The 826-nt window shown below is 54.5% G+C and carries 1 protein-coding gene; it reads right to left on the reverse strand.

The window, feature by feature from the left end; translation table 11 throughout:
• Positions 1-157, reverse strand: a 157-nt coding sequence (locus FH08_RS52700; protein ID WP_419178036.1) for a DUF6444 domain-containing protein, incomplete at its 3' end; no start/stop codon positions are given.
• Positions 158-826 lie beyond the last annotated feature (669 nt).

Here is an 826-nt window from a genome sequence, read left to right on the forward strand (position 1 = left end):
GTTTGCGCTTCAGGCCATCCGAGGACGGTGGCTTGCTCGAGTTGTGGCTGTCCTTGCCCAGCTTCGCTTCAATCTCGTTCAGACGCCTCACCAAATCAATGATGAGCGCGTCTTTCTGCTCGTCCGTCAGATTTTTAAGGTTGGGCACAAATGTCATCTCCGAATCATGCCGAGCTTCGCAGCAGTTTACAAGTGCTGACTAGTTACGTCCAAAGCGACAAAGAAACGAAGCAAAGAAAGCGCTTTCAGAACGAGGGCTCGTAAGTTGACCCAGCGTGCAGTTTCCACGTTTTTGGCACCCCAAAAGCACGGTGCTCGCCAGAGCGACGGATGTGTGAACCCCTCTTTCTCCGAACACGGATACCCACACGCTTCGCCACCAGTGACTGAACCTGCCCAAGGTTCACCCCGCGCTATCCGCGGACAACCACCCACCGAATTTGTACGCACATCGAACCACGTCGCCAACCCGCCTCGAAACGCGGCCGCACGATGGGTAAGGCATACCCCAAAAATAGAGGTGCAGATCAAGCAACCAGTCGATCAAGACGTGAAGCAATAAAGACGCGTGAGGCCGTGTGGGTTTCCTTGGCACTTGTGCTTGCCCGAGAGCGTACGGGGCGAAGCGTGTGCGTGTAAGAATTCGCGAGAAGGAGGGGTTCACACATCCGTCGTTCTGGCGAGCACCGTGCTTTTGGGGTGCCAAAAACGCGGAAACTGCACGCTAGGTCAACTTATGAGCCCTCGTTCTGAAAGCGTTTTCTTTGCTTCGTTTCTTTGTCGCTTTGGACAAAGAAATGACGTGCCGCCACGCACAGTGGCTAAT

This window comes from Caballeronia sordidicola, from assembly GCF_000729995.1.
Lineage (GTDB): Bacteria > Pseudomonadota > Gammaproteobacteria > Burkholderiales > Burkholderiaceae > Caballeronia > Caballeronia sordidicola_A.